This window comes from Pararhodobacter aggregans, from assembly GCF_003075525.1.
Lineage (GTDB): Bacteria > Pseudomonadota > Alphaproteobacteria > Rhodobacterales > Rhodobacteraceae > Pararhodobacter > Pararhodobacter aggregans.
This window is the reverse complement of record NZ_QDDR01000011.1, coordinates 110,905-136,070: the sequence shown is the minus strand read 5'-3', so window position 1 is coordinate 136,070 and position 25,166 is coordinate 110,905. Positions and strand designations below refer to the sequence as shown.

Annotated in this window: 24 protein-coding genes; 19 read left to right on the top strand and 5 right to left on the bottom strand. The window is 68.3% G+C overall.

Annotated elements, in window-relative coordinates:
* Window positions 1-89: 89 nt before the first annotated feature.
* A complete protein-coding gene (locus tag DDE23_RS19175; RefSeq protein ID WP_107754641.1) occupies window positions 90-950 on the top strand; it encodes a LysR family transcriptional regulator in 861 nt (286 codons plus the stop codon).
* 39 nt (window positions 951-989) lie between these two features.
* Here DDE23_RS19175 and DDE23_RS19170 read toward each other — a convergent pair whose 3' ends face one another.
* A complete protein-coding gene (locus DDE23_RS19170) occupies window positions 990-2,342 on the bottom strand; it encodes an amidase (RefSeq protein ID WP_107754640.1) in 1,353 nt (450 codons plus the stop codon).
* Between the two features lie 358 nt (window positions 2,343-2,700).
* Here DDE23_RS19170 and DDE23_RS19165 point away from each other — a divergent pair, with 358 nt between their 5' ends.
* From DDE23_RS19165 to DDE23_RS19140, 6 genes are all read left to right on the top strand, one after another.
* Window positions 2,701-3,915, top strand: coding sequence for a pyridoxal phosphate-dependent aminotransferase (locus DDE23_RS19165; protein WP_107754639.1), 1,215 nt, complete (start codon window positions 2,701-2,703; stop codon window positions 3,913-3,915).
* 20 nt (window positions 3,916-3,935) lie between these two features.
* Window positions 3,936-4,721: an SDR family oxidoreductase gene (locus DDE23_RS19160; protein WP_107754638.1), complete on the top strand. Its 786-nt coding sequence runs from the start codon at window positions 3,936-3,938 to the stop codon at window positions 4,719-4,721.
* A gap of 11 nt (window positions 4,722-4,732) precedes the next feature.
* Window positions 4,733-5,452, top strand: coding sequence for a ribonuclease activity regulator RraA (locus DDE23_RS19155; RefSeq protein ID WP_107754637.1), 720 nt, complete (start codon window positions 4,733-4,735; stop codon window positions 5,450-5,452).
* Window positions 5,449-6,375 carry a dihydrodipicolinate synthase family protein gene (locus DDE23_RS19150; RefSeq protein ID WP_107754636.1) on the top strand — a complete coding sequence of 309 codons (927 nt, stop codon included), beginning with the start codon at window positions 5,449-5,451 and terminating at the stop codon, window positions 6,373-6,375. The genes DDE23_RS19155 and DDE23_RS19150 overlap by 4 nt, the downstream gene beginning before the upstream one ends.
* A gap of 86 nt (window positions 6,376-6,461) precedes the next feature.
* The gene (locus DDE23_RS19145) at window positions 6,462-7,409 is read left to right on the top strand and encodes an acetamidase/formamidase family protein (protein ID WP_107754635.1); all 948 of its coding nucleotides are present in this window, start codon (window positions 6,462-6,464) and stop codon (window positions 7,407-7,409) included.
* Between the two features lie 256 nt (window positions 7,410-7,665).
* Complete coding sequence (locus DDE23_RS19140; RefSeq protein WP_107754634.1) at window positions 7,666-8,925, top strand: aminotransferase class V-fold PLP-dependent enzyme; 1,260 nt, start codon at window positions 7,666-7,668, stop codon at window positions 8,923-8,925.
* 63 nt (window positions 8,926-8,988) lie between these two features.
* Here DDE23_RS19140 and DDE23_RS19135 read toward each other — a convergent pair whose 3' ends face one another.
* Complete coding sequence (locus tag DDE23_RS19135; RefSeq protein ID WP_107754633.1) at window positions 8,989-10,143, bottom strand: acyl-CoA dehydrogenase family protein; 1,155 nt, start codon at window positions 10,141-10,143, stop codon at window positions 8,989-8,991.
* 398 nt (window positions 10,144-10,541) lie between these two features.
* Here DDE23_RS19135 and DDE23_RS19130 point away from each other — a divergent pair, with 398 nt between their 5' ends.
* The 5 genes from DDE23_RS19130 to DDE23_RS19110 are packed head-to-tail and all read left to right on the top strand — an operon-like array spanning window position 10,542 to window position 15,104.
* Window positions 10,542-11,318, top strand: a complete 777-nt coding sequence (locus tag DDE23_RS19130) for an enoyl-CoA hydratase-related protein (protein ID WP_107754632.1) — start codon at window positions 10,542-10,544, stop codon at window positions 11,316-11,318.
* A 46-nt stretch (window positions 11,319-11,364) separates the two neighbouring features.
* The gene (locus tag DDE23_RS19125) at window positions 11,365-12,423 is read left to right on the top strand and encodes a type 2 periplasmic-binding domain-containing protein (RefSeq protein ID WP_107754631.1); all 1,059 of its coding nucleotides are present in this window, start codon (window positions 11,365-11,367) and stop codon (window positions 12,421-12,423) included.
* 60 nt (window positions 12,424-12,483) lie between these two features.
* Window positions 12,484-13,050 (top strand): TRAP transporter small permease, encoded by a 567-nt coding sequence (locus tag DDE23_RS19120; protein WP_107754630.1) that lies wholly within the window; start codon window positions 12,484-12,486, stop codon window positions 13,048-13,050.
* 4 nt (window positions 13,051-13,054) lie between these two features.
* The gene (locus tag DDE23_RS19115; protein ID WP_107754629.1) at window positions 13,055-14,353 is read left to right on the top strand and encodes a TRAP transporter large permease; all 1,299 of its coding nucleotides are present in this window, start codon (window positions 13,055-13,057) and stop codon (window positions 14,351-14,353) included.
* Window position 14,354: 1 nt separating this feature from the next.
* On the top strand, window positions 14,355-15,104 hold the full coding sequence (locus DDE23_RS19110; RefSeq protein WP_107754628.1) for an SDR family oxidoreductase: 750 nt from the start codon (window positions 14,355-14,357) through the stop codon (window positions 15,102-15,104).
* On the opposite strand, the gene DDE23_RS19105 is transcribed toward DDE23_RS19110, so the two are convergent.
* A complete protein-coding gene (locus DDE23_RS19105; protein WP_107754627.1) occupies window positions 15,097-15,654 on the bottom strand; it encodes an NIPSNAP family protein in 558 nt (185 codons plus the stop codon). The genes DDE23_RS19110 and DDE23_RS19105 overlap by 8 nt on opposite strands.
* Before the next feature lie 60 nt (window positions 15,655-15,714).
* A complete protein-coding gene (locus tag DDE23_RS19100; protein ID WP_107754626.1) occupies window positions 15,715-16,629 on the bottom strand; it encodes a helix-turn-helix domain-containing protein in 915 nt (304 codons plus the stop codon).
* Between the two features lie 119 nt (window positions 16,630-16,748).
* On the opposite strand from DDE23_RS19100, the gene DDE23_RS19095 reads away from it, so the two are divergent.
* Both DDE23_RS19095 and DDE23_RS19090 read left to right on the top strand, forming a co-directional pair.
* Window positions 16,749-18,422, top strand: a complete 1,674-nt coding sequence (locus DDE23_RS19095; RefSeq protein ID WP_107754625.1) for an FAD-dependent oxidoreductase — start codon at window positions 16,749-16,751, stop codon at window positions 18,420-18,422.
* Window position 18,423: 1 nt separating this feature from the next.
* Entirely contained in the window at window positions 18,424-19,176 is a 753-nt protein-coding gene (locus tag DDE23_RS19090) for an SDR family NAD(P)-dependent oxidoreductase (protein WP_107754624.1), read from the top strand.
* A 20-nt stretch (window positions 19,177-19,196) separates the two neighbouring features.
* Here the strand turns inward: DDE23_RS19090 and DDE23_RS19085 are convergent, their stop codons facing one another.
* A complete protein-coding gene (locus tag DDE23_RS19085; protein WP_107754623.1) occupies window positions 19,197-19,691 on the bottom strand; it encodes a MarR family winged helix-turn-helix transcriptional regulator in 495 nt (164 codons plus the stop codon).
* A gap of 227 nt (window positions 19,692-19,918) precedes the next feature.
* Between DDE23_RS19085 and DDE23_RS19080 the strand changes: the two genes are divergently transcribed.
* The 5 genes from DDE23_RS19080 (at window position 19,919) to DDE23_RS19060 (ending at window position 25,152) form a co-directional block, all read left to right on the top strand.
* On the top strand, window positions 19,919-20,686 hold the full coding sequence (locus tag DDE23_RS19080; RefSeq protein WP_192883741.1) for an SDR family NAD(P)-dependent oxidoreductase: 768 nt from the start codon (window positions 19,919-19,921) through the stop codon (window positions 20,684-20,686).
* A 4-nt stretch (window positions 20,687-20,690) separates the two neighbouring features.
* Window positions 20,691-21,473, top strand: coding sequence for a 2-ketocyclohexanecarboxyl-CoA hydrolase (gene badI / locus DDE23_RS19075; protein WP_107754622.1), 783 nt, complete (start codon window positions 20,691-20,693; stop codon window positions 21,471-21,473).
* A 46-nt stretch (window positions 21,474-21,519) separates the two neighbouring features.
* A complete protein-coding gene (locus DDE23_RS19070; RefSeq protein WP_107754621.1) occupies window positions 21,520-22,677 on the top strand; it encodes an acyl-CoA dehydrogenase family protein in 1,158 nt (385 codons plus the stop codon).
* Window positions 22,678-22,753: 76 nt separating this feature from the next.
* Window positions 22,754-24,397: a cyclohexanecarboxylate-CoA ligase gene (gene aliA, locus DDE23_RS19065; RefSeq protein ID WP_107754620.1), complete on the top strand. Its 1,644-nt coding sequence runs from the start codon at window positions 22,754-22,756 to the stop codon at window positions 24,395-24,397.
* Entirely contained in the window at window positions 24,394-25,152 is a 759-nt protein-coding gene (locus DDE23_RS19060; protein ID WP_107754619.1) for an SDR family NAD(P)-dependent oxidoreductase, read from the top strand. Before aliA ends, DDE23_RS19060 begins: the two co-directional genes overlap by 4 nt.
* Window positions 25,153-25,166: the final 14 nt, after the last annotated feature.

Genomic DNA, 25,166 nt, shown 5'->3' with positions numbered 1-25,166 from the left:
GAGGGCGGGTCAGGGGCGGCAAGGGAAAGGTCGCCCCTGACGTTCAGAAAAACTTGCGGCCATTTTTCATTTGATTAAGAAATGTGCCGATGGATACCCGATTCCTCCAGACCTTTCTCACCATCGTCCGCACCGGCTCGGCCGCCGAGACGGCGCGGCGCATGAACATCACCCCCTCGGCCGTGTCGCAGCGCATCCGGGCGCTGGAAGCCGAGATCGGCCAGCCCCTGCTGCAACGCCACGGCCAGCGCCTGCGCCCCAGCGCCGCGGCCGAGGCGATCATGATTATCGCCGAGCGCATGCTGGCGCTGGAGGACGATCTGCGCGCCGCGGCCTCGGTCGACGGGGCCTCGGGCCTGCTCAGGGTGGGGGTGATCCAGACCGCGCTGACCGGGATCATGCCCGATATCCTGCTGGCGCTCAGGCGCAACCGGCCGGGGATCGACCTGTATCTGGTGCCGGGCGCCTCGGGGGATCTGTGGGACCAGCTCAGCGGCGGATCGCTCGATCTGGCGGTGCTGGTCAGGCCGCATTTCCCGCTGCCGAAAAGCTATGACTGGCTGACGCTGCGGCGCGAGAAGCACCTGCTGATCGCGCCCCCCGGCACCCCCGCCGCGCCGACCGAGACGCTGCTCGCCGAATTCCCCTTCCTGCGTTACGACCGCAACCATTGGGGCGGCCGCGCGGTCGAGCAATACCTGCGCGCCCAGCAATTGCAGCCGCGCGACGGGCATGAACTCGATTCGCTGGAAGCGATCATGATTATGGTTTCCCGGGGGCTCGGCGTTTCGATCATCCCCGATTGGCCCGCGCCCTGGCCCGCGGGCGTGCAGGTCGAGAGTTTCCCGCTGCCGGACGCGCCGCTGCGCGAAGTGGGCGTGCTCTGGTCGCGTTCGGCCGGGCGCCTGCCGCTGATCCGCACCTTCCTGCAAGAGGCCGGTCAGGCCTGATACCCCCGGGTGCGGATCCCGCGCCCGGGGGTCAACGCCTCAGCCCGCCAGCGCTTTTTCCGCGGCAGCGCCCAGACGCAGCAGCGCCGCCTCACCGCCCGCGGGCGCCATGAAGGACACCCCGACCGAGGCCGTGCCGCTGGGCAGGGTCAGCCCGCAGCCGCCCGACAGGTTGCCGATCCGCGTGTTGCGCAGCGTCGCGAGGTTGGTGCGGGCGAAGGCCGCGGCATCGGCCAGAAGCGGCGCCACTTTCGGCGGCAGGATGGCGTTGGTCGGCAGGATCACCGCGTCATACCCGGCGACCATCTGCGCCCATTCCTCGCGCAGCTCATCGAGCCGCAGCCAGGCCGCCACATAATCGCAGGCGCGATGCCCGGCCCCGGCGCGGAACCGCTCCAGCACCGGCGGATACATCTTTTCGGGCGCGGCCTCGATGACCGTCTCCCAGGTGCCATAGCATTCCGCGGTATAGAGAATCCCGGAAATCGCCATCGCCTCGGCCACCGGCGGGATGGCGGCGTGCCTGATCTCGGCCCCGGCCGCGGCAAGGCGCAAGAGCGCCGCCTCGAAGCCCCGCGCGACGGGTTCCTCCAGGTCGTCCAGCGCGATGGTTTCCAGCACCAGCAGCCGCTTGCCCCTGAGGCTGGCGCCCGTCAGATCCGGCGCCGCCGAGCCGTCGAGCAGGGCGAAGGCCAGCGCCGCATCCTCGACGCTTTTCGCCAGCGGCCCGATCGTGTCGAAGCGCGCGGCCAGCGGCACCGCGCCCTTGGCCGGGATCCGCCCGGGCGAGGTCTTCAGCCCCACCAGATCGTTCCAGGCCGCGGGCAGGCGCACCGAGCCGCCGGTGTCCGAGCCGATGGCCAGCGGCGCCGCGCCAAAGGCCACCGCCGCCGCCGAGCCCGAGGACGAGCCGCCGGGCGCCGCCTCGGGATCGTTGACGCAGGGCGGATGGGCGGTGATCGGGTTGAGGCCGAGGCCCGAGAAGGCCAGCTCCGTCATATGCGTCTTGCCGAGCGGCGGCAGACCCGCCTGGGTCAGGCGTTCGACCACCACGGCATCGGCCGCGGGCACCCGACCGGCCAGCAGGGCCGAGCCCGCCTCGGTCGCCACGCCTGCGGTGTCGAACAGGTCTTTCCAGGCGACCGGCACCCCGTCCAGAAGCCCGCGGCGCGTGCCATTGCGCGCCCGGTCGCGGGCGGCTTCGGCCTCGGCCCGGGCCTGGGGCGCCATCAGCCTGGCATAGATCCGGTCGGCCAGCGCCGCGCCGCCCTCAAGGCCCTGTCCCGCGCTGCGCGCCAGGAAATACTCGGTCAGTTCGACCGGGCAGATCCGCCCCTCGCCGATGCCGCGGCCCAGATCGGCCGCGGTTTCCTGGTGCCAGGCTTTGCTCATGGAATCCTCTGTCACTGCTGGGGCCCCGGGGCGCTGGACCCCGGGGCGTTGGTGGCCGGAAGCTAGCCGCGCCCCCGGTCCCCCACAAGCCCGGGTCCGGGCTGGTGTGTCGAGGAGGCGGGACGGTCGTGGTGGGGCGATGGGGTAGTGTTCCGATCTAGTGCGTTGAAATAGCACAATACTATCGGGGCGGAGTGCCGAATTCACCGGCGATCCGTGCGGGCGCCCTCAGTAAATTCAGTTTTTCTGCAGATTGAATGTGAAAATGCTGCTATTTTCTGAACATCCGCTTTGCGTCACATAGGGGCGAACCGGGCGGCTCGGGTGCCCTCGGTCGGCAATTCGGAGATCACGATCCATGGCGGCACTGCCGATCAAACTGGCCGCGCGTATGGGCGCGGTGCAGCCCTCGCCCACCATCGCCATCACCCGGCTGGCCAACGAGATGCGCCGCGCCGGGCGCGATGTCATCGGCCTGTCGCAGGGCGAGCCCGATTTCGACACGCCCGAGCATATCCGGCAGGCCGCCGCCCGCGCCATCGAGGCCGGGCAGACCCGCTACACCGATGTCGACGGCACGCCCGAGCTGAAAGCCGCCATCGTCGCCAAATTCGCCCGCGAGAACGGGCTGAGCTACGACGTCGCGCAGATCAGCGTCGGCACCGGCGGCAAGCAGGTGCTCTATAACGCCCTCTTCGCCACGCTGGACGAAGGTGACGAGGTCATCATCCCCGCGCCCTATTGGGTCAGCTATCCCGACATGGTGCGGCTGGCGGGCGGGGTGCCGGTCACCGTGGCCTGCCCCGAGGGGGATGATTTCCTGCTGACCGCCGACGCCCTGCGCGCGGCGATCACCCCCCGGACCCGCTGGCTGATCCTCAACTCGCCCTCGAACCCCACGGGCGCCGGCTATACCGCGGCGGCGCTCAGGGCGCTGGCCGATGTGCTGCTCGAGGCCCCGCAGGTCATGGTGATGACCGACGATATGTACGAGCATATCCGCTACGACGGCTTCGATTTCGCCACCATCGCCGCGGTCGAGCCGCGGCTGGCCGAGCGGACGCTGACCTGCAACGGCGTCTCCAAGGCCTATGCGATGACCGGCTGGCGGATCGGCTATGCGGGCGGCCCGGCACCGCTCATCAAGGCGATGGCGACGCTGCAATCGCAAAGCACGACCAACCCCAGCTCGGTCAGTCAGGCGGCGGCGGTGGCGGCGCTGACCGGTCCGCTCGATTTTCTGGCCGAGCGCAACGCGGTCTTCCAGACCCGGCGCGACCTCTGCCTTGCCGCCTTCAACGCCATCGACGGGCTGTCCTGCCGCAAGCCGGACGGGGCCTTCTACCTGTTCCCCTCCTGCGCCGGGATGATCGGGCGCAAGCGGCCGGACGGGCAGGTCATCGCAACCGACGCCGATTTCGCCACCTGGCTGCTGGAAGACGGCGGCGTGGCGGTGGTGCCGGGCTCGGCCTTCGGTCTGGCGCCCTATTTCCGCATCTCTTTCGCCACCTCGACCGAAAGGCTCGAGGAGGCCTGCCGCCGGATCGCCGCTTCCTGCGCGAAACTGGCCTAACACGACAAAGGACGACTCAGATGGATTTCGGGATTTCGGGAAAGGTGGCGCTGGTGCTCGGCGCCGGGGGCGGTCTGGGCGGGGCGATCGCCCGCTCGCTGGCGGCCGAGGGCGTCAAGGTGGTGCTGGCCGATATCGACCCCAAGGCGGCCGAGGCCAATGCCGCGGCGCTGCGCGCCACCGGCGGGCAGGCGATGTCGATGGCCTGGGATCTGGGCGATGCGGGTGCCATCGAGCCCAATATCGCCCGGATCGAGGCCGAATGGGGCCCGGTCGAGATTCTGGTCAACAACACCGGCGGCCCGCGTCCCGGCACCGTCTCGGGTCAGGATCCGGCGCTCTGGCGGGCCAGCTTCGACTCCATGGTGCTGTCGGTCATCGCCATCACCGACCGCGTGCTGCCCGGCATGAAGGCCCGCAAATGGGGCCGGATCATCACCTCCACCTCGTCGGGCGTGATCGCGCCGATCCCCAATCTGGGCCTGTCGAACGCCCTGCGCATCGCGCTGGTCGGCTGGTCGAAGACGCTGGCGCGTGAGGTCGGCGCCGATGGCATCACCGCCAATATCGTCCTGCCCGGGCGCATCGCCACGCCGCGCATCAGCTTCCTGGACGAGCAGAAAGCCCAGCGCGAGGGGCGTCCTCTGGCCGATGTGCAGGCTGAAAGCCTCGCCGCGATCCCGGCCGGGCGCTATGGCGAACCCTCCGAATACGGCGACATGGTCGCCTTCCTGGCCAGCGCCCGCGCCGGCTACATCACCGGCAGCACCATCCGCGTGGATGGTGGCTATGTGCCCAGCATCTGAGGAGAATTTCCATGACCCTTCCCTATGACGAAGCCCGGGCCATCGCCGAGCTGAAGGCCGTCACCACCGCCACCCTGACCACGATCCTGCTGAAGAAGGGCCTGCGCAACGTCTATCTGCGCGGTGCCATGCCGCTGGAACCCGGCCAGCCCCGCATCGTCGGCCGCGCCTTCACCCTTCGCTTCGTCCCGGCGCGCGAGGATCTGGCGACGCCGGAAAGCTGGGGCTCGCCCATCTCGACCCGCGCCGCCATCGAGGCGATGCCCGAGGGCGTGATCGCCGTGGTCGATGCCATGGGCGTGACCGATGCCGGGATCTTCGGCGATATCCTCTGCGCCCGGATGCAGAAGCGCGGCATCGCGGCGCTGGTCACCGATGGCGCGGTGCGCGACGTGGCGGGCGTGCGCGGCACCCGGCTGCCGATCTGGTGCGCGGGCGTCGCCGCCCCGGCCTCGGTCGCCGGGCTGACCTTCGTCAACTGGCAGGAACCCGTCGCCTGCGGTGGCGTCGCGGTCTATCCCGATGACCTGATCGTCGTGGACGAGGACGGCGCCGTGCTGATCCCCGCCAAGCTGGTCGATGAGGTCGTCACCGAAGGCATCGAACAGGAGCGGCTGGAAGGCTGGATCATGAGCCAGGTCGAGGCGGGCCATCCGCTGCCGGGCCTCTATCCGTCCAACGCCGAGAACAAGGCGCGCTACGCCGCCTGGAAGGCGGAGAACGGGTTTTGAGCCTCGATCACACCGCCAAGGGCGTCTACGCCATTGCCGCGACGCCGTTTCACGACGATGGCCGCCTTGACCTCGACTCCCTCGACCGGCTGACGGATTTCTATGCCGAGGCCGGGGCGACCGGGATCACCATCCTCGGCATCATGGGCGAGGCGAACAAGCTCGAGGCCGAGGAATCGCTGGAGATCGTGCGCCGGGTGGTGACACGCTCGGCGCTGCCCATCGTCGTCGGCGTCTCGGCCCCCGGGCTGGCGGCGATGCGGCGGCTGGCGGGCGAGTCGATGGCGCTGGGCGCGGCGGGGGTGATGATCGCCCCCACGCCCGCGCTGCGCACCGACGACCAGATCCGCGGCTATTTCGACCAGGCGGTCGAGGCCGTGGGCCGGGATATCCCCTGGGTCTTGCAGGATTATCCGCTGACCCTGAGCGTGGTGATGAGCCCGGGCGTGGTGCGCGACGTCATCCAGGCCAATCCGTCCTGCGTGATGCTCAAGCACGAGGATTGGCCGGGGCTGGAAAAGATCTCGGCCCTGCGGCGGTTCCAGTCCGAGGGCAGCCTGCGCCCGGTCTCGATCCTGACCGGCAACGGCGCGCTCTTCCTCGATTTCGAGATGGAGCGCGGCGCCGACGGGGCGATGACCGGCTATGGCTTCACCGACGCCCTGGCCGATATCGTGCGGCTGTCGGCGGCGGGCGAGCGAGAGGCGGCGCATGACCTCTTCGACGCGCATCTGCCGCTGATGCGCTATGAACAGCAGCAGGGTGTGGGCCTCGCCGTGCGTAAGTATGTGCTGCAAAAGCGCGGCATCCTGACCTCGGCCGCGCAGCGCAAGCCGGGCAGCGTGCTGAGTGCCCCGGCCCGGGCCGAGGTGGATTACCTGCTGGCGCGCGTCGCGCGGCACGATCCCCGCGCGGCCCTCTGATCCGCGCCGGATCAAGGCTTTCCATCGCCGGGGCGGCGCGTCATGAAGGGCGCGCCGCCTTTTTCATGCCGCTTCCGGGATCCGCCATGCTCCACCATCTGCCCGCCACGCCCGAGACGATCCTCTGGGGCCATCTCGACCCCGCCGCCGCCCCGGTGCTGCGCATCCGGCCCGGCGACAGTGTGCGCATCGACACGCTGTCGGGCGGGCCGCGGAACCTGCCGGGGGAGGGCAGCCCGCATCGGCCCTTGGACAGCCACCGCGCGGTCATGGCCGCACAGAAGCCCGACCTCGGCCCGCATATGCTGACCGGGCCGGTCTATGTCGAGGGTGCCGAGCCCGGCGACCGGCTGATTGTCGAGGTGGAGGCGGTGGATTTCGCCCAGGACTGGGGGTGGAGCGCGATTGAACCCGGCTTCGGCCTCTTCCCCGACCTCGCGCCCGCCTATGAAAGCCTGGTCGTGCCGATCGACGCCGCCCGCGGCACCGCCCGCCTGCCCTGGGGGCCGGAGGTGGCGCTCGCCCCCTTCTTCGGCATCCTCGCCGTGACGCCGTCGCAGGGCCGCGTGAGTTCCGTCCCGCCCGGGGTCTTCGGCGGCAATGTCGACAACCGCGCCTTCCGTCAGGGCGCGCGGATCAGCTTTCCGGTACAGGTGCCCGGCGCGCTGTTCCTCGCGGGCGACGGCCACGCCCTGCAAGGCGATGGCGAGATCTGCGACACGGCGCTGGAAACCGCGCTGAACGGCCGCTTCCGCTTCGAACTGGAGAAAGGCACCGCGCCCGAGGCCCCGGAAATCGAGATCGGCGAGGCGATCATCACCATGGGTTTCGCCGCCGACCTCGACACGGCCACCGGGCAGGCGGCCTCGCGCCTGCTGGACTGGATCTGCGCCCATACCGGCCTCACCCGGCGGGAGGCCTATCGCCATGCCAGCATGCTGGCCGACCTCAGCATCACCCAGGTGGTCAACGGTCAGAAGGGCGTGCATTGCCGCCTGGACCGGCGCAGCCTGAGCGGGGCGAGGGGGGCCTGATCGCCAGATTGGCTGCGGACCCACGCCCCGATCCACAGTTTTTCTGAACACAGAAGCCGGAAAAACGCCGCATCAAGCCGGTTGCGGGATTGCTATGGGAGGCGGAAGCTCTCCGCCCTCTGGGCGGGGTCCGCAAGGTTTCCCATCCCGTCAGGCCGCCGTCGCCCGATATCGGCCTGCTCACCCTCGATCAACGACCGCGCCCTTCCTCGGACGAGGACGGCCCGCCAGCGCACCGCAGTACAGGACATTCGCCATGATCACCGGCAACCCGACCCTGATTTCCGCCATCCGCGACCGCTTCGCGCATGTCGACAGCTGCCCTTTCCAGGGCGAGCGCATCTTCTTTGAAAATGCCGGGGGGGCGCTGACCCTGAAATCGGTGGTCGAGACCTCGGCCTTCTTCGCCGCGATCCCGGACAATCAGGGCCGTGACAACGTCGCCGCCCATGCGCTGGTCGACAAGATCAACGCCGCCAAGGCCGATATGGCGCTGCTGATGAACGCCCAATCCGGGCAGTTCTTCATGGGCGAAAGCGGGACCGAACTGCTGTTCCGGGTGATCCGCACCGCCTGCGTGAACGCGCCGAAAGGGGGCAAGGTCATCGGCTCGTCGATCGAGCATCCGGCCTCGCGCAGCGCCGCCCGTCGCTGGGCCGAGATTGCCGGTCTGGAGTATGTGAACGTCCCCCATGACGATGCGACCGGCACCGTCACCGCCGCCGATTACGCCGCGCTGATGACCCCGGATGTGGCGGTGGCGACGATCCTGCATGCCTCGCCCGTGACCGGGATGGGGATGGATGTGGCGGCGATCTCCAAGGCGATCCGCGCCGTGGCGCCCGAGTGCCTGATCGTCGTCGACGGCATCCAGCACGCCGCCCACGGCCAGATGGACCTCGCCGCCTATGACGTCGACGGCTACGTGATCTCGCCCTACAAGATGTTCTCGCGCCATGGGTATGGCATGGCCTGGATCTCGGACAGGCTGAGCGCGATGCCGCATGACATGCTGATCGACGCCCCGGCGACCGGCTGGGAATTCGGCACCCGCGACACCGGCGCCTATGCCACGCTCTCGGATGTGGTGGCCTATTTCGACTGGCTGGGTGGCGAGGTCTCGCAGGAGACCGAGCCCCGCGCCCGGATCGAGGCCGCGGGCCGCGCCATCCACGAGTATGAGACCCACCTGACCGACAGCATGATTAACGGCATCGGCAACCTGCCCGGCCTGCGCGACATGGCGCATGTGACGATCCTGGCGGGCGCCGACAACCCGGCGCGCGAGGGGCTGGTGTCCATCGTGGTCAAGGGCAAGCCCTCGCCCGAGGTGGTGCGGATGCTGAACGAGCAGGGGATCCGCACCCATACCCGCAAGGCCGACCATTACAGCGGCAACGTGCTGAACCCGCTGGGCCTGCCCGATTGCATCCGCATCTCGCTGTGCCATTACAACACCGAGCAGGAAGTGGCCCAGCTGCTGGCCGCGCTGAAGGGCCTGGGCGAGGCGGCCTGACCGCCCCCTCTGGAAAACAAGAAAGGCCGGGGCGCAAACCCCGGCCTTTCCCGTTCTGGTGGCCTATCCCGCCCGGCGCCGGATCATCTCGCGGGCGATGATGCCCTGCTGGATCTGCGTCGTCCCCTCGTAGATGCGAAACAGCCGCGCGTCGCGGAACAGCTGCTCGGCCCGGTAATCGCGGATATAGCCGTTGCCGCCATGGACCTGCACATTGCGGTCGGCGACCCGGCCGACCATTTCCGAGGCGAACATCTTGGCGCTGGCCGCCTCGACGCTCACATCCTCGCCCGCATCCCGGCGCCGGGCGGCATCCAGCACCATGGACCGGGCCGCATAGGCTTCGGCGTGACTGTCGGCGAACATCGCCTGCAACAGCTGGAACTCGCTGATCGGACGGCCGAACTGCTGCCGCCCCGTGGCGTAATCCACCATGTCGTCGATGATCCGTTCGGCCAGCCCGGTGCAGGCGGCGGCGATGTGCAGGCGGCCCTTGTCCAGCACCTTCATCGCTGTCTTGAAGCCCATCCCCTCGACCCCGCCGATCAGCGCCGAGGCCGGGATCCGGCAGTCCTGAAACACCACATCGGCGACATGCGCGCCCTGCTGGCCCATCTTGTGCTCGGGCTTGCCGATTGACAGACCCGGAATCCCCGCCTCGACCGCGAAGGCCGAGACGCCGCGCGCCCCCTTCTGCGCCGGATCGGTGCGGGCCATGACGGTGAAGAGCCCGGCAACCGGCGCATTGGTGATGAAGCGCTTGGTGCCGTTCAGCACGTAATGCTCGCCGTCCTTCCGGGCGCTGGTGCGCACCGATCCCGCGTCCGAGCCGACCTCGGGCTCGGTCAGCGCGAAGGAGCCGATCAGCGAGCCGCTGGCCAGCCGGGGCAGGTAGCGCGCCTTCTGCTCGGGCGTGCCGTCCAGCGCGATGCCCTGGCTGCCGATGCCGACATTGGTGGCGATCATCGAGCGGAAGGCGGGCGCGGCGCGGCCCAGTTCCAGGATGACCAGCGCCTCTTCCTCCATCGTCAGGCCGAGGCCGCCGTATTCCTCGGCGATGGAGAGGCCGAAAAGGCCAAGCTCGCGCATCGCGTCCACCAGAGCCCCGGGCATGGCATCGCTCTCGGCCACGGTGCTTTCCGCGGGGATCAGCCGTTCATCGACAAAGCGGCGAATGGTGGCGACCAACTGGTCGCGGATGTCCTTGTCGAGACTCATGGAAGCTCTCCCTTGCGCAAATTTAAAGGCAATATATTGTCATTTTAGACACTTGGCGCAAGCTGAATCTCGCGGCCAAAGTGCAAGAGAACTCACGCTAGGTGCACAGCTTTCTCCCGTGATTTGCAGTAATGTTCCCGGGGAATGCAGGCTGAGTGAAGCGCGGATCGCGTGGGGCTTGCTGTAACTGTGTTAACGTGTTTACATAGTTGCGAGGTGGAGGAGAATCTCATGACGGCGGCCGTCCTGCGTGCCCGCACCCCCGGAGGCTTGGCTTCCGAGGGGGGTGTCCCGCTCGCCCCCAAAGGGGCGCGGCGGCGGGCCTCTGCCCGGCGTGGCGGGATCCTCGTTTCACGTCCCGCGATCATCGGGATCGCGGCAGGGAACACGGAGATCGCATGACCCATTCGTCCATCCTGACCGAGACCCGGGGCGCGGTCGGCATCGTCCGGCTGAACCGGCCGCAGGCGCTGAACGCGCTGAATCTGGCGCTGACGACCGAGATGTCGGCGGCGCTGGCGGCCTTCGACGCGGACGATTCCATCGGCGCCATCGTCCTGACGGGCGATGACCGCGCCTTCGCCGCCGGGGCCGATCTGAAAGAGCTGAAGGACAAGACCTTCGCCGAGGTCTACGCCGAACAACTCATCACCCGCAGCTGGGAGGGCCCCGCCCGCTGCCGCAAGCCGATCATCGCCGCGGTCTCGGGCCATGCGGCGGGGGGCGGCTGCGAGCTGGCCTTGATGTGCGACATCGTGATCGCTTCGGAGACCGCGCGCTTCAGCCTGCCGGAAACCGCCGTCGGCGTGATCCCCGGCGCGGGCGGCACGCAGCGGCTGACCCGGATCGTCGGCAAGGCCGTCGCCATGGACATGATCCTGTCCGGCCGGGTCATGACCGCCGACGAGGCGCTGGCCCGGGGCCTCGTCAGCCGGGTCCTGCCGCTCGACGCCTATCTGGAGGCCGCCGTGGCGCTGGCGGGGGACATCGCCGCCCGCTCGCGGCCGATCCTGATGCTGGCCAAGGAAGCGGTGAACCACGCGCATGAGACGCATCTGAGCGAGGGGATCTATCTGGAGCGCCGCCTCCTTTACGCGACCTTCGCCACCGACGACCGGCGCGAGGGCATGAACGCTTTCGCCGAGAAACGCAAACCCGCCTTCACCCATCGCTGAGCGCAGCCCGCGCCCGGCCCAAACAACCACGTCACGGGAGGAAAACATGACGATGCGCGTATTGAGCACCCCCATTGCCCTTGGGGCCCTGATGCTGAGCGGCCTGACGCTTCCGGTCGCGGGCCCCGCCCGCGCCGCCGAGGTCGACGGCCCGGCGATCACCTGGCAGGTCTCGCTCTGGGGCAACCGCCGGGGCTTCACCGAAGGGGTCGAGGCGCTGGCCGCCTATCTGTCGGAGAAGACCGACGGCAATTTCCAGCTGTCGCTGCAATACGGCGCGGTGCTGTCCGACCCGACCGAGAACATCGACGGCCTGCAGATCGGCGCTTTCGAGATGGCGACCGTCTGCTCGTTCTACCACCCCGGCAAGCTGCCGATCTCGACCGGCCTGAACCTGGCGATGCTGCCGCTGCCGACGCTGGAAAGCCAGTACCGCACCTATGCCGAATACCTGCGCCACCCGGCCGTCGCCGCGGAATGGGCGGGCTGGAGCGCGGTGCCGGTGATGTCCGTGCTGATGCCCAATTACGAGGTCATGGGCCGCGGCACCCCGCCCGCCGATCTGGCCGCCTGGTCGGGCCTCAGGATCAACGCCTCGGGCGGGCATGCGGCGCTGATGCAGGCGCTGGGCGCGGTCTCGACGACGATCCCGGCGCCCGATCTCTACAGTTCGATGGAGCGCGGCGCGCTCGATGCCATCGTCTATCCCTATACCTATGCCTTCACCGCCTATTCGCTGCAGGAACTCTCGACCTGGGTCACCGACCGCTGGAACCTCGGCACGGTGAACTGCGTGCTGGCGGCCAACGAGGACGCCTATGCCGGACTGCCGCAGCAATACCGCGACCTGATCGACGAGGCGATCCCGACGGCCTACGCCCAGCAGATCGAGGCCTACGAGACCGTGGATGCCGAGAACGAGGCCGATTTCGAGGCCCGCGGTCTGGTGCGGATCCCGATGACCGATGACGTGCGCGCCGCGCTGCAGGCAGCGGTCGAACCCAGCTGGCAGGCCTGGGTCGAGGACATGAACAGCCGCGGCGCCCCGGGGCAGGAGCTGCTGGACCTGATCCTCTCTTCCGCCGCGGCCGCCACGGCCGAGTAACCCGAACCCGGAACCGGCGGGCGCGGTCGCGGCCCGCCGGACCCAGCGAATGAGACAAGCATGCAAGCGCTGATCGAGGCAATCCACAAGATCCTGGGGTTCATCGAACGCAGTTTCGGCCTGATGGCCGGCCTGGTCATCATGGGCCTCATGGTCGTCGTCTGCGCCGAGGTCGTCGGGCGCTCGGCCTTCAACCACCCGATCCGGGGCAGTATCGATATCGTCTCGCAGATGATGGCCATCGCTGCGGCGGGGGGCATCCCCTATACCCAGTCGAAATTCGGCAATGTGCGGATGACCATCCTGACCGGGCGGCTCGAGAACCGGCCCCGCTGGCTGGCCGAGGTGCTGACCTATGCCGTCGCCGCCTGGGCGGTCTGGGTGCTGATGCAGGGCTCGACCGGGTTTCTCGAACGCGCCTGGCGCAGCGGCGCCGACACGGCCGAGATTCATATCCCGACCTGGATCGGCATCAGCTTCGTCACCGTCTCGCTGTCGCTGCTACTGGCGCGGCTGGTGCTGCAACTGATCGAATCCCTGCGATTGCTGGCCCGGCCGCGCGCCTCGTCGCTGGTCTTCGGCATCACCCGGCCCGCGACGGCCGCCCTGAACGCGGACAAGGGGTAAGCCCGTGGATCCTGTCACTATCGGCTATCTGGGCATCGCCGCCCTCGTGCTTCTGGTCATCCTCGGCGTGCCGGTGGCCTTCGCCTCGGCCTTCGTCGGCATCATCGGCATCAGCTACATCCGCAACCCCTCGGTCGGCGAGGGGCTGGCGGGGATGATCCCCTTCGCCAATTCGGCCAGCTATTCGCTGAGCGTGCTGCCCCTCTTCGTGGCCATCGGCTTTCTGGCCATGCATGCGGGCATCACCACCTCGGCCTATGACGCGGCGCGCAAATGGGTCGGCCGGGCGCCGGGCGGCCTTGCCACCGCGACGATCTTCGCCTCGGCCGGTTTCGCCGCCGTTTCGGGCGCCTCGACCGCCTCGACCGCCGTCTTCACCCGCCTCGCGCTGCCCGAGATGGAGAAACGCGGCTACGACCGCGCCTTCGCCGCGGGCGTGGTGGCGGTGGGCGGCACGCTCGCCGCGCTGATCCCGCCCTCGGCGCTGCTGGTCATCTACGGCATCATCGTCGAGACCTCGGTCGCGCAATTGCTGCTGGCGGGCTTCCTGCCGGGCATCCTGTCGGTCGTCGTCTATCTGATCGTCATCACCGTGGTGGTCAAGCTGCGCCCGGGGCTGGCCCCGATCGAGCCCGCCGTCCCGATGATCGAGAAGATCCGCGCCCTGCCACAGGTCGCAGGTGTTTTCTCGGTGGTCGGCGTCATCCTCGTCGGCATCTACATGGGCTGGATGACGCCCACGGAATCGGCGGGCGTGGCGACGGCGATCATCCTGCTGATGGCCATGCGCAAGCGCATGAAGCTGAAGGAATTCGGCCACGGCCTGCTCGACACCGTGCAGACCACCGCGATGATCTTCATGGTGATCTGGGGCGTCATGGTCTTCGTGCGCTTCCTCGCCTTTACCGGGCTGCCCGCCTCGGTCGCGGACAGCGTCACGCATCTGGACGTGCCGCGCTGGGTGATCCTCGCGGCGATCATCGTCATGTATCTGCTGCTGGGGATGATCCTGGACGGGCTGGGCATGATGCTGCTGACCCTGCCGGTCGTCTTCCCCTCCATCGTGGCGCTGGGCTATGACCCGGTGTGGTTCGGGATCCTGCTGGTCAAGCTGATCGAGGTGGGCGTGGTCACGCCACCCGTGGGCCTCAATTGCTATGTGGTCAACGGCATCCGTCCGGACATCCCGCTGGAGAGCGTCTTCAAGGGCGTGGCGCCGTTCCTGCTGGGCGAGATCGTGATTATCGGCGTGATCGTGGCCTTCCCGGACCTGATCCTGCTGCTGCCCAACCTGATGAACTGACATGAGCGGAACCGCGATCATCACCGGCGGGGCCGAGGGGATCGGCTGGGCCTGCGCCCGGACCCTTGCCGCCGCCGGGTATCGTCTGGCGCTCCTTGACCTCGACGGGGCCAAGGCCGCGGCCCGGGCCGAGGTGCTGGGCCCCGGCCATCTGGGACTTGCCTGCGACGTGACGGACGAGGCGGGCGTCACAGCCACGCTGGCCCGGGTCGCCGCGCTGGGCCCCGTCACCGCGCTGGTCAACAACGCGGGCATCGGTGACGCCAACCTGCCGACGCTGGACCAGAGCGGCGCCCATTTCCGCAAGCTGGTCGAGGTGAACCTGACCGGCGCCTTCCTCGTCGCGCGCGAGGCGGCGCGGGCCATGACGGGCGGCGGGGCCATGGTCAACATGGCCTCGATCGCCGCGCTGACCGGCCTTGCCCGGCGCAACGGCTATGGCGCGGCCAAGGCCGGGATCGTGGCGCTGACCCGGTCGCTGGCCTGCGAATGGGCGGGGCAGGGGATCCGGGTCAACGCCGTGGCGCCCGGCTATGTCCGCACGGAACTGGTCGCCAAGCTGATCGCCGACGGGTTGCTCGACCCCGGCACCATTGAAAGGCGCTGCCCGATGGGTCGCCTGATCGAACCGGCCGAAATCGCTTCGGCGGTGGCCTTCCTGCTGTCGCCCGCCGCCTCGGCCATCACCGGGGCGACGCTGTCGGTCGATGCGGGCTGGATGGCCTTCGGCGCGGCGGGCGAGGCTAGCTGAGGGGCGAGACGCCGAGCGCGCGCAGCAGTTGATGCGCGCGGGCACCGTCGGGGGCGGGCGGGGTGCCGGGGCTCAGCGCCAGGATCTCGCCCGGGTTTTCGCCCTGCTCGACCCGCCAGACCGCCAGCGCCCCCTCGGGCGCGGCGCCGAGGGTCAGGCTCATGAACCCCGGCGCGAAGAGGGGCGCGTCGGCGGCCAGCGCCGGATGCGTTCGAAGCCGCCCCGCCGCCACCCTCTCCAAAGCGTCAGAGCCGCGCTCCAGCCGCATCAGCCGGTTTTCCTGCCGCTCGATCAGGGGGAAACCGCGCGGCATGAAGCCCTCCACCCAGCCGGTTTCCTGCGCCAGACCGGCGCGGCAGGCGTCGCGCTCGGCCAGCGAGTCGTAGATCCACAGATGATGAATGCGGTTCAGGGGCCCCGATTCCGCCAGCCAATAGCCGCCCATCGGCAGGTGCCGGGTGGCATGCTGCACCCCCTCGCGGCTGAAAAGACTCAGGTATTCGGGCGCCTTGCCGACACTCAGATCATAGCTGCGCCATTCGAAGATCATCGTGTCCCCCCTTCCGTTGCGGGCGGCAGTCTGCACGGGAGCGCCCCAAGCGACAGGGACTCAGGCGGTGATTTCTTGTGCTTTCTCGTCCTGACGACAGCGGCGGTACTCGCCCGGCGCCATCCCGACCCGACGCGAGAAGAAGCGGCTGAAATAGGCCGGATCCTCGAACCCCAGCTCATACCCGACTTCGGCCACGCTGCGCGCCATGTAGACGAGGTGGCGCTTGGCCTCGACCACCAGCCGCTCGTGCAGGAGTTCGGACGCCGTGCGCCCGGTCCGCGCCCGGCAGGCCTGGGTCAGGCGCTGCACGGTGACGCCCAGATCGGCCGCGTAGAATTCCATCGACTTCTGATGACGGAAATTCTGTTCCAGCGCATTGCGATAGCGGCAGAGCAGCGCGTAATCGCGGTCCTGCGCCAGGGGCCGCATGTCGGGCTGGGCCGCGCGGTGGCGGCGCATGGCGGTTATCAGGATCAGTTGCAGATAGCCCTCGATGGCCCGCACCCGGCCGGGCACCGACAGGACGTATTCCTCGAGCAGGCTGTGAAAAAGCGTCGCCGCATGGTCCAGCGCCCCGGGCGGCGTCTCCAGCCCGTAGACCGCGGGCTGGGTCAGCGCCTGCGCCACATCCACCATTTCCTGCGTCAGCCGGGCGATGAAGGGCATGGCGGCGTTGATCACCACCCCGTCGGTGCGCGGCACGAAGTGGAATTCATGCACCAGCCCGGCCGGGACCACGACCAGCGAGCCCCGGGGCACCGGGTAATCCTCGCCCTCGACCCTGAGAGTGCCGCCGCCGTTCTCGACCAGCAGGATCTGCACATGGTCGGGGTGGATATGCGGCGGAATCGTCCAATCGTGACGCCCGCTGCGTTCGGGGATCCTCTCGATATGCAGGAAATCCATTTCCACATCGGGCGCGGAATCTCCGTAAAGAAAACAACTCGGTATCCCGGTGCCGGTCCAGTCCATCGCTTTGCCTCCTCCCTCGGGGCTTTGGTGCATCGTGCAATAAATGCCGATTTCCGTCCATTCTGTCCTTGGACGGATCGTGGTGTTCCTTGACCGAAATCTGCTTCGGAGGAGAGGGCATGGAGCGCGAATGCGACGTCCTGGTGGTGGGCGCGGGCGCCGGGGGGATGGCCACGGCCATTACCGCGGCCAAGCTGGGTCTCAAGGTCACGATCATCGAGAAGGCGCCGGTCTTCGGCGGCACGACGGCCTTTTCCGGCGGCGTGCTGTGGATCCCCGGCAATCCGCGTGACCCCAGCACCCGCGAGGCCGCGCGGACCTACATGAAATCCGAAACCGGCAATTTCTACGATGAGGACGCGGTCGAGCTGTACCTCGATCAGGCGCCGAAGATGCTGGATTTCTTCGAGCGCGAGACGGCGGTGGCCTTCGTGCCGACGCTCTATCCCGATTACCACCCCGACGCGCCGGGCGGCGTCGAGGTCGGCCGCTCGGTCCTCGCCGCGCCGTTCAACGCCTCGGCGCTGGGCGCGAACCTGAAACGGCTGCGCCCGCCGCTCAAGACCATCACCTTCATGGGGATGATGTTCAATTCCTCGAACGCCGACATCAAACACTTCTTCAACGCGACGAAATCGGCGCGGTCCTTCGTCTATGTCGCCAAACGCCTCGCCGCGCATTTCGTCGAACTGGCGCGCTACGGGCGGGGCGTCAACGTGACCTCGGGCAATGCGCTGGCGGCGCGGCTGGCGAAAAGCTGCTTCGATCTTGGCGTCGAGATCCACACCGACACCCCCGCCCTGCGCCTGATCCACGGGGCACAGGGCGTGACGGGGGCCGAGGTCGCCACGCCGCAAGGCCCCGTCACGGTGACGGCGCGCAAGGGCGTGGTGCTGGCCGCGGGCGGCTTCGCGCAGGACCTCACGCGGATCCGTGCGGCCTATCCGCATCTGCGGCAGGGGGGCGAGCACCTGTCCCCGGTGCCCGAGGACAACACCGGCGATGGCATCACTTTGGGGCAGGGCGCAGGCGCCCGTTTCGAGACGCGGCTGCCCGCCACCTCGGCCTGGATCCCGGTGTCGCAGGTGCCCCTGGGCGGCGGCAAGCACGCGCCCTTCCCGCATCTGATCGACCGCTACAAGCCGGGGATCATCGCGGTTCTGGCCAATGGCAAGCGCTTCACCAATGAAAGCAACAGCTACCACGACGTGGGCGCGGCGATGATCGCCGCCTGCGCCGGTCAGGCCGAGACCGCCTGCTGGCTGATCGCCGACCGCGACGCCTTGCGCAAATACGGGCTCGGTTTCGTGAAACCGGCGCCGATGCCGATCGGGCGTTTCCTCAGGAACGGCTATCTGAAATCGGGCCGCACGTTGGGCGAACTGGCCCGGGCCTGCGGCATCGACCCGGCCGCTTTCGAGGCGACGGTGAGCCGCTTCAACGCGGGTGCCGACCGCGGCGAGGACCCGGAATTCCACCGGGGCTCCACCGCCTTCAACCGCTACCTCGCCGATCCCGAGCACAAGCCCAACCCCTGCGTGGCGCCGATCCGGCAGGGGCCGTTCTATGCCGTGAAGATGGTGATGGGCGATCTCGGCACCTTCGACGGGCTGGAGTGCACGCCGAAGGGGCAGGTGCTGGATATGTCGGGCCAGCCGATCCCGGGGCTCTATGCCGTGGGCAACGACCGCGCCTCGGTCATGGGGGGGAATTACCCCGGCGCCGGGATCACGCTGGGGCCTGCCATGACCTTCGGTTATGTCACCGCCCGCCATATCGCCGGGGTGGCCTGAGATGGAATGGCTGGGACTTCAGGGCAAGGTCGCGGTTATCACCGGCGGCTCGGGCGGGATCGGCATGGCCTGTGTTCAGGCCTTCCGCGAGGCGGGCGCCATCGCCATTCCCGTCGACCGCAGCGCCAGCGACCCCGAGGGGATCGCCTGCGATCTAGGCGACGCCGCGGCGGTCGCGGCGGCGGCGGCGGCCATCGCCCAGCGCCACGGCGGCGCTGATATCCTCGTCAACAACGCGGGCATCCTCAAGCCCGGCGGGCTGGAGAGCGTGCCCATCGCCGATTGGCAGGCGATGCTGGACATCAACCTGACCGGCGCCCTGCGTATGGTGCAAGCGCTGGTGCCGCAGATGCGGGCGCGGGGCGGCGGGGCATTGGTGCATGTCGCCTCGATCTCGGCCAGCAACCCGCAGCCCTTTTCCGGCGCCTACAGCCCCGGCAAGGCGGCGATGGCGATGCTGTCGCGGCAACTGGCCTTTGAGCTGGGGCCCGAGGGGATCCGCTCGAACGTGGTCAGCCCCGGGCTGGTGCTGACGCCGCTGTCGCAGCGCTTCTACGACGACCCCGCGGTGAAATCCCGGCGCGAGGCCGTGGTGCCGCTGCGCCGGATCGGCACGCCCCTCGACATGGCCGAGGCCGTGCTCTTCCTCGCCTCGCCCCGCGCCGCCTATGTCACCGGGCAGGAGATCGTGGTGGACGGGGGCCTGTCACAGGCGCTGATGGGCATGGTGCCGCGCCCGGGCTACGCGGGCTGAACCGGGGCGGGGCGGCGGGTCTATTCCTCGCCGCCCTGCGCCTCGTCGATGGCGCGGAAATTCTCGCGCAGGATGTCGAGGTAATGCAGCATGTGGATCATGTCGTTGTTCGACAGGTTCCCCATGGATTCCTTGTAGAACGAGGCGATGTCCTCCTGCATGTCGGCCCAGCGCTGCCAGCCGACCGGCGTCAGCTTGATGAGCCGCGAGCGGTTGTCGTTCACGTCGACCACCCGCTCGATCCAGCCCCGCGCTTCCAGCCGCGACAGCACGCCGGTCAGGTTCTGGCGGCTGACCATCAGCAGCTTCGCCAGATCCCGCACGGCAATGCCGTTGACCCAGCGTTCGCGCACCAGTGCGCCCAGCACCGCCCATTGCTGGGTGGTCACGTCATGGCGGTCCAGCCAGCGGGTGCCGGTCTTGTTCAGCTGGTTGGCGCATTGATAGAGCCGGAACGCGAGACGGTTCTGCAGATCCGCAGTCAACGAGCCGGATTGGTCAATGTCTTGCTTCATTTTCCCACTATCCCCGCGCTGCATCGCAACGTCAAGGCGTCGTCGTGCCTCGTGACTTGCGGGATTATATGTAAAGTAGTTGACATAAAATCAGCCCTCCCCTAACCATGGACCCCGAGGACAGGGAGGGATTCGCACCGGTTTCACCGGCTTTGCGTGCCGCGCAACGAGCGGGCAGGCGCGGATCCGGGCCTGCGCCACTGACTTCGCGAACAGGAGAGATCGCCGTGAAGGGTCTGAAAGGGAAAGTTGTTGTCGTAACCGGCGGCGGCGGGGGGATCGGCTCGGCCACCTGCCTGCGCTTCGCCGAGGATGGCGCGAAACTCGTCGTCGCCGACATCAACCACAGCGCGGCCGAGGCCGTGGCGGACAGCATCCGCGGGCAGGGGGGCGAGGCGCTGGCGCTGGCTTTCGATCTGACCGACCTCGCCGCCTGCCAGCAGGCCGTCGAGCGGATCGAGGCCGAGTTCGGCCCCATCGAGATCCTGGTGAACAACGCGGGCTGGGACCTGTTTGTCCCGTTCCTGAAATCCACCCCCGATTTCTGGTCGAAGATCATCGACATCAACCTGCGCGCGGTGCTGAACATCACCCATCCGGTGCTGACGAAGATGGTCGGGCGCAAATCGGGCCGTGTCGTCTCCATCGCCTCGGATGCCGGGCGCGGCGGGTCGTCGGGCGAAAGCGTCTATGCCGCCTGCAAGGCCGGGGTGATCGCCTTTTCCAAGACGCTGGCGCGCGAGCATTCGCGCCATGGCATCACCTTCAACTGCGTCTGCCCCGGGGTGACCGAGACCGGCATGCTGGAGAATTTCATGGACAGCGCCGGCAACAAGGAAAAGCTGCGCGAGGCCTTCACCCGCGCCGTTCCGCTGGGCCGTCTGGGCAAGCCCGAGGACCTGCCCGGCGCCATCGCCTTTCTCGCCTCGGACGAGGCTTCCTTCATCACGGGCCAGGTGATTTCCGTCTCCGGCGGCCTGACCATGCATGGATAAGATCATGGACTATCAGGACATCCTCTATTCGGTGAAGGATGGCGCGGCCACCATCACCATCAACCGCCCCGACAAGTACAACGCCTTCCGCGGCCAGACCTGCGAGGAGTTGATCCACGCCTTCAACAAGGCGGGCTGGGACAAGTCGGTGGGCGTCATCGTGCTGACCGGCGCGGGCGACAAGGCCTTCTGCACCGGCGGCGACCAATCGGCGCATGAGGGGCAATACGACGGGCGCGGCACCATCGGTCTGCCGATGGAGGATCTGCACACGATCATCCGCGACGTGCCGAAGCCGGTCATCGCCAAGGTCCGCGGCTTCGCCATCGGCGGCGGCAATGTGCTGTGCACGATCTGCGATTTCACCATCGCCGGGGAAAGCGCGCAATTCGGGCAGGTCGGGCCCAAGGTCGGCTCGGTCGATCCGGGCTATGGCACGGCCTTCCTCGCCCGGGTGGTGGGCGAGAAGAAGGCGCGCGAGATCTGGTATCTCTGCCGCCGCTACAAGGCCCCCGAGGCTTTGGCCATGGGGCTCGTCAACGCCGTGGTGCCGGATGACCAACTCGACGCCGAAGTCGAGAAATGGTGCGCCGAGATCATGGAGAAATCGCCGACCGCCATCGCCTTGGCCAAGCGCAGCTTCAACATGGACACCGAGCATCAGCGCGGCATCGCCGGGCTGGGGATGCTGGGGCTCTCGCTCTATTACGACACCGACGAGAGCAAGGAAGGCGGCATCGCCTTCAAGGAAAAGCGCAAGCCTGATTTCCGCAAGTTCCACCGTTGAGGCGACGGGGGGCGCCCGCCGCGCCCCCCGGTTCTGGGAGGACCGCATGAGAACGATTTTCGATACCGAGGAACTGGACCAGATCCGCGATCTTGCCCGCAAATTCGCGCAGGACCGCGTGGCGCCCGGCTATCTGGCCCGCGAACGCGAGGGGCGTTTCGACAGCGCGCTCTTGCGCGAGATGGGCGAACTGGGCCTTATCGCGCCGGAACTGTCCGAGGCCTATGGCGGGATGGGGGCGCCCTATCTCTATTCCGGCGCCATCATCGAGGAATTGGGCAAGGCCGATTTCACCTTCGGCTATGTCTCGCTTCTGGCCTCGCTGAACGGGCATATCCTCGCCAGCTTCGCGCAAAAGCACGTGGCCGAGGCCTGGCTGCCCGGGCTCATCGCGGGCGAGCACATGCTGGCCATCGCGCTGACCGAACCCAAGGGCGGCTCGGACGCCGCCAATCTGGGCCTGAAGATGGAGCGGGTCGGCGATCACTATATCATCAACGGCGAAAAGACCTCGATTTCCGCCAACCAGCTGGCAAGGGGCGTCATCACCTTCGCCCGCACCGGAAGGGCCGAGGATCGCGCGCATGGCGTCTCGGCGATCCTGATCCCGCTGGATCTGCCGGGCATCACCACCTCGAAATTCTCGAACATGGGTCAGAATTCCATCGGCCATGGCTCGATCTGGTTCGATAACGTCAAGGTTCCGGCCGACCATCTGCTGGGTGACGAGGGCAAGGGCTTTGCCCAGGTCATGCAGGGGTTCGACTTCTCGCGCAGCCTGATCGGGTTGCAATGCTTGGGCACCGCCCGCGCCAGTCTCGATGAAACCTGGGCCTATATCCGCGAGCGTCAGGCCTTCGGCAAGCCGCTGGCAGCCTATCAGGGCGTGACGCATCAGCTGGCCGATTTCGATACACGGGTCGAGGCCGCGCGGCTCATGTCCTACAACGCGCTGTGGCTCAAGGATCAGGGCCTGCCGCACACCGCCGAGGCGGCGATGACCAAATGGTGGCCGCCGCTTCTGGCCTATGAGGCGATCCATGCCTGCCTGCTGATCCACGGCCATGCCGGCTATTCCGACACGCTGCCTTTCCAGCAGCGGTTGCGGGATGTGCTGGGCCTGCAGATCGGCGACGGCACCGCCCACATCATGAAGAACATCATCGCCCGGGAACGGGCAGGCCGTCAGGCCGTCGCGGGCTGAGGCCCGCCGAGCCCGGGCGTCGGGGAGGGCGCCCGGATCAATCAGGGGACAACCCCTCGTTTTCGGGAGGAAAACCATGGAATTCGACGCCGTTCTCATCGAGCCCCGCCGGGCCGCGATGATCGCCGCCGGCCTCTGGCTGGACAAGACCGCCGACGATTACTTCGACGCCTGCCTCGCCGCGCATCCCGACGCGCTTGCCCTGTCGGCGATCCATGCCGCGACGGGCGCCCGGCGGGATCTGAGCTGGGCAGAGCTGGACCTGCTGGCCGACCGCGCGGCGCTGGGCCTGCGGGCGCTGGGCGTCGGGCGGGGCGATGTGGTGACCTGCCAATTGCCGAACGGCTGGGAATTCGTCGCGAGCTACCTCGGCTGCTCGCGGATCGGTGCCGTCTTCAACCCGGTCATGCCGATCTTCCGCGAACACGAACTTGGCTTCATGCTGAAGCATGGCGAAAGCAAGGTGTTCCTCGTCCCCAAGACCTTCCGCGGCTTCGATCACGAGGCGATGGCGGAGGGGCTGAAACCGGGTCTCCCCGCCCTGCGCCAGATCGTTGTCGCGGGGGGCGCGGGCGCGAATAGCTTCGACGCGCTCCTTTCGAACCCCGCCTTCGACAGCCAGCGCGCGACCATCACCCGCGACACCCGGCTGGGCCCCGATGACGTCTGCCAGCTGATCTATACCTCGGGCACCACGGGCGAGCCCAAGGGCGTGATGCATACCGCCAATACGATGTATGCCAATCTCGCGCCCTTCGCCGAGCGGCTGCACATGGGCGGCGAGGACGTGATCCTCATGTTCTCGCCCATGGCCCACCAGACCGGGTTCATGTACGGCCTGCTGCTGCCCCTGATGCTGAAAGCGCGCTTCGTGCTGATGGACAGCTGGGACAAGGCGCTGGCGGCCCGCATCATCGAGGGCGACGGCGTGACCTGGACCATGGCCTCCACCCCGTTCCTGATCGACCTCTCGGGCGCGGTCGAGGATCTGGGCACCGATCCGGCCTCGCTCAGGATCTTCCTCTGCGCCGGGACTGTGATCCCGGGCCCGGTGGTCGAGCGCGCGCAGCGGGTGCTGGGGGCGCGGGTCATCTCGGCCTGGGGCATGACCGAGAATGGCGCGGTGACGACCGTCCTGCCAGAGGATCCAGCCCAGCGCGCGGCGGAAACCGATGGCGTGCCGCTGCCGGGGATCGAGTTGCAGATCCGCGACCGCGAGGGGCGGCCGGTCAGCGGCCCGGGGATCGAGGGCGGGCTATTCGTTCGGGGATGTTCGAATTTCGGCGGCTACCTGAAGCGGCCGCAATGGAACAACGTCGATGCGGACGGCTGGTTCGATACCGGCGACATCGCCCGGATGGACGCGGCGGGCTATATCCGCATCTGCGGGCGCTCGAAGGACATCATCATCCGGGGTGCCGAGAATATCCCGGTGGTCGAGGTCGAGGCCGCGCTCTTCAAGCATCCCGCGGTCCAGAGCGTCGCCATCGTCGGCTATCCTGACGACCGTCTGGGCGAGCGCGCCTGCGCCTTCGTTGTGCCGAAACCCGGCCAGACGCTGAGCTTCGAGGCGATGCAGGCGCATCTGAAAGCGCATAATTTCGCCACGCAATACTGGCCCGAACGGCTGGAACTGCGCGAGGCGCTGCCCGCGACCGCCTCGGGCAAGGTGCAGAAATTCGCGCTGAGGCAGCTTCTGCGCGACGAGATGGGGCTGTGAGCCGGGGCCGGATCGCCCTGATCTCGGGCGCGGGCGGGCCGATGGGCCGGGCCGTGGCGCTGAGGCTCGCGGCCGAGGGGGTGGCGGGGCTGATGCTGACCGACATCTCCGCCCGCCGCCTGGACGAGACCGTCACCCTGTTGCGCGCCCTCCCCGATGCGCCCGTGGTGGCGGCCGAGCGCGCCGACGTGACCCTCGCGCCCGAGGCGCGGTCGGTCGCGGGCGCGGCGCTCGCGGCCTTCGGCCGGGTGGACCTGCTGGTCAATCTGGTCGGCGGCCTGCGCTCGCCCGACCTCTACCAGCCCTTCCTGACCATGGACGAGAGCCGCTGGCGGCAGACCTTCGATCTGAACCTGATGGGCGGTTTCCACCTGATGCAGGCGCTGGTGCCGGGGATGATCGACCGGGGCTTCGGCCGGGTGGTCAACACCGCCTCCATCGTTTTCGGTGGCGAAAGGGGGCAGGCCGATTACGCCGCCGCCAAGGCCGCCGTCGCCTCGCTCACCCGCACGCTCGCCGCCGAATTCGCGCCCCATGTCACGGTCAATTGCGTGGCGCCCGGCCTGACCAACACCTCGGTTACGCGCAACATGCCCCCGGCCGAAGTCGCGCGCCTGGTCGCGGGCAGCTTCATCCCGCGGCTGGCCGAGCCCGAGGAAACCGCCGCCGCCGTCGCCTTTTTCCTGCGCGACGAGGCGGCTTTCGTCACGGGCGAGGTTCTGGCCGTCTCGGGCGGTGTGCATCCGCATCTGTGACCCGACCGAAGCCC

Bases quoted from the DNA above. Each gene is read 5' to 3' on its own strand.
- DDE23_RS19165 (WP_107754639.1), top strand. From the start codon at position 2,701: ATGGCGGCACTGCCGATCAAACTGGCCGCGCGTATGGGCGCGGTGCAG.
- badI (WP_107754622.1), top strand. From the start codon at position 20,691: ATGGACTATCAGGACATCCTCTATTCGGTGAAGGATGGCGCGGCCACC.
- DDE23_RS19130 (WP_107754632.1), top strand. From the start codon at position 10,542: ATGACCCATTCGTCCATCCTGACCGAGACCCGGGGCGCGGTCGGCATC.
- DDE23_RS19155 (WP_107754637.1), top strand. From the start codon at position 4,733: ATGACCCTTCCCTATGACGAAGCCCGGGCCATCGCCGAGCTGAAGGCC.
- DDE23_RS19085 (WP_107754623.1), bottom strand. From the start codon at position 19,691: ATGAAGCAAGACATTGACCAATCCGGCTCGTTGACTGCGGATCTGCAG.
- DDE23_RS19100 (WP_107754626.1), bottom strand. From the start codon at position 16,629: ATGGACTGGACCGGCACCGGGATACCGAGTTGTTTTCTTTACGGAGAT.
- DDE23_RS19095 (WP_107754625.1), top strand. From the start codon at position 16,749: ATGGAGCGCGAATGCGACGTCCTGGTGGTGGGCGCGGGCGCCGGGGGG.
- DDE23_RS19175 (WP_107754641.1), top strand. From the start codon at position 90: ATGGATACCCGATTCCTCCAGACCTTTCTCACCATCGTCCGCACCGGC.
- DDE23_RS19070 (WP_107754621.1), top strand. From the start codon at position 21,520: ATGAGAACGATTTTCGATACCGAGGAACTGGACCAGATCCGCGATCTT.
- DDE23_RS19110 (WP_107754628.1), top strand. From the start codon at position 14,355: ATGAGCGGAACCGCGATCATCACCGGCGGGGCCGAGGGGATCGGCTGG.
- DDE23_RS19120 (WP_107754630.1), top strand. From the start codon at position 12,484: ATGCAAGCGCTGATCGAGGCAATCCACAAGATCCTGGGGTTCATCGAA.
- DDE23_RS19160 (WP_107754638.1), top strand. From the start codon at position 3,936: ATGGATTTCGGGATTTCGGGAAAGGTGGCGCTGGTGCTCGGCGCCGGG.
- DDE23_RS19125 (WP_107754631.1), top strand. From the start codon at position 11,365: ATGACGATGCGCGTATTGAGCACCCCCATTGCCCTTGGGGCCCTGATG.
- DDE23_RS19090 (WP_107754624.1), top strand. From the start codon at position 18,424: ATGGAATGGCTGGGACTTCAGGGCAAGGTCGCGGTTATCACCGGCGGC.
- DDE23_RS19140 (WP_107754634.1), top strand. From the start codon at position 7,666: ATGATCACCGGCAACCCGACCCTGATTTCCGCCATCCGCGACCGCTTC.
- DDE23_RS19135 (WP_107754633.1), bottom strand. From the start codon at position 10,143: ATGAGTCTCGACAAGGACATCCGCGACCAGTTGGTCGCCACCATTCGC.
- DDE23_RS19170 (WP_107754640.1), bottom strand. From the start codon at position 2,342: ATGAGCAAAGCCTGGCACCAGGAAACCGCGGCCGATCTGGGCCGCGGC.
- DDE23_RS19105 (WP_107754627.1), bottom strand. From the start codon at position 15,654: ATGATCTTCGAATGGCGCAGCTATGATCTGAGTGTCGGCAAGGCGCCC.
- DDE23_RS19145 (WP_107754635.1), top strand. From the start codon at position 6,462: ATGCTCCACCATCTGCCCGCCACGCCCGAGACGATCCTCTGGGGCCAT.
- aliA (WP_107754620.1), top strand. From the start codon at position 22,754: ATGGAATTCGACGCCGTTCTCATCGAGCCCCGCCGGGCCGCGATGATC.